The organism is Actinomycetota bacterium (assembly GCA_036280995.1).
Taxonomy (GTDB): domain Bacteria; phylum Actinomycetota; class CALGFH01; order CALGFH01; family CALGFH01; genus CALGFH01.
In genome coordinates, this window is the sequence record DASUPQ010000846.1 from 1 (window position 1) to 2,252 (window position 2,252).

2 protein-coding genes are annotated in these 2,252 nt (G+C 67.8%); both read left to right on the top strand.

The window, feature by feature from the left end; all coding sequences use genetic code 11:
* On the top strand, positions 1-199 hold a 199-nt coding region (locus tag VF468_28240; GenBank protein HEX5882174.1), incomplete at its 5' end, for a hypothetical protein.
* Positions 200-372: 173 nt separating this feature from the next.
* Positions 373-1,857, top strand: a complete 1,485-nt coding sequence (locus VF468_28245; GenBank protein HEX5882175.1) for an amidase — start codon at positions 373-375, stop codon at positions 1,855-1,857.
* The last annotated feature ends 395 nt before the right edge of the window (positions 1,858-2,252 follow it).

Genomic DNA, 2,252 nt, shown 5'->3' on the forward strand with positions numbered 1-2,252 from the left:
GATCGTGATGCCGGCGGAGAAGGACCTCTACTTCCCGCCCGAGGACAATGACTACGAGGTCAGGCACATGCCCAACGCGGAGCTGCGGGTGATCCCGGGCGTCTGGGGGCACTTCGCCGGCGGTGGGCTCGACGCCGACCGAACCGACACCAAGTTCATCGACGACGCGCTCAAGGAGCTCCTCGCCCACGAGGTATGACGTGCCGGTGCTGTGAGGAACCGGAGGCAAGCAGCGGCCAGATGGGCCACGCGGCGCGGGGTCTGGTCCTTGGCTTGAGGACCAGGCCATGTGGTCAGGACGGAAACCCCTGCCGCCACGAGGCGATGACGGTCGGCCGCCGCAAGGCGGCCATTTGGAGGAGGTGGGCCAGGATGGCGTTGGCAGATGAGCTTGCCTACGTGACGGCGACGGAACTGGCGGCACGGATCCGGCGGCGGCAGTTGTCCCCCGTCGAGGTCGTCGACGCCTTCATCGAGCGCATCCAGGCCAGAAACCAGAGCCTGAATGCCCTGGTCTACCTCGGCTTTGATAACGCCCGCCAACGGGCCCGGGAGGCCGAGCAGGCGTTGGTGTCCGGAGCGGAGCTTGGGGTGCTGCACGGGGTGCCCACTGCGATCAAGGACCTGTTCGACTTCCAGCCAGGCTGGCCGGCGACCTTCGGCGGCATCCGCGCCCTCAAGGACCTCACCCTCGACGCGTCGTGCGCGTTCGCCGAGCGGATCCAACAAGCCGGCGCGATCGTGGTTGGCAAGACCAACAGCCCGATCATGGGGTTCCGGGGCACCTGCGACAACTACCTGTTCGGCCCCAGCCGCAACCCCTTCGACACCGCCAAGAACACCGGCGGCTCCTCGGGAGGCAGCGCCGCCGCGGTCGCCGACGGGCTCCTGCCCCTGGCCGAGGGGACCGACGGGGGTGGCTCGATCCGCATCCCCGCCGCCTGGTGCGGCGTGTACGGCTACAAGGCCTCCTTCGGTCGCATCCCCTACGTCCTCCGGCCCAACGCCTTCGGCGGCATCAACCCGTTCCTGTTCGAGGGGCCGATCACCAGGACGGTCGAGGACGCCGCGCTGGCCTTGGACGCCTTGGCCGGCTACGACTCCAGGGACCCGTTCAGTCTCGACTCCGACGAGCGCTTCACCCCGGCGGTTCGGCGGCCCATTGATGGCTGGCGGATCGCCTACAGCCCCGACTTCGACGTCTTCCCGGTCGACCGGCGTGTCGCCGAGGTGGTGGCCTCGGCCGTGCGGGCCTTCGAGCAGGCCGGCGCGGAGGTCGAGGAGGTGCGGCTGGGCATCGAGCGGGACCAGCGGGAGCTGAGCGACCTGTGGTGCCGGCTGATCATGCCGATCAACGTGGAGACCTTCGAGAACTTCAAGCGCAACGGGGTGGACCTGCTCGCCGAGCACCGCGAGGACTTCCCGCCTGAGTACCTCCGGTGGATTGAGGAGGGCTATCGGATGAGCGCGTTGGACCTCTCGCGCGACCAGCAAGCTCGCGCGGAGATCTACGACGCGATCCAGCGGGTGCTGGACGATCACCACCTGCTGGTGACCCCGACGCTGGCCTGCCTACCGGTAGACAACGCCGACGACGGCAACACCATGGGCCCCAACCGCATCAACGACGTCGAGGTCGACCCACTGATCGGCTGGTGCCTGACCTACTTCGTCAACTTCACCGGCCACCCGGCCGCCTCGATCCCCGCGGGCTTGGCCGAGGACCGGTTGCCGGTCGGCATGCAGCTGATCGGCCGCCGCTACGGTGACGCCGACGTGCTGGCCGCCAGCGCCACCTTCGAGCGGCTCAGGCCCTGGCAGGACACCTACCAGCGGTGCGCGAGCAGGCCACTGTAATGGCGGCCTACCGATCCTCAAGAGCCCGCTCGAAGTCCAATCCCGATCAGCTGGTAGGTGAACGCATAACTTCACCGAAGGAGAACCGATACCTTCGGCCCCGACGGTCGGGCGCGACCTGCGAAGACGGCGGTCCGCACAGCGGTTCCCGGTGGTTCCATGGTAGGGATGGGGTCGCCGGTTCGATTCCATGACACCGGCAGTTTTCCATGGTGAGGATGCCGGTCTGCGAGACGCCCGTAGGAGTCCCTGCTCGGCTATCTTGCCGACTGTGCTGCTTGCTCTGTCGCCCGGTGAGGGGCGTGGTTCCGCTGATCGCAGGCGCTCGGCTGCTCATCGGTTCCTTCCGACCAGAAAGTAGGTGACCATCTCGCCCATGCCCCTGATGGGGATCG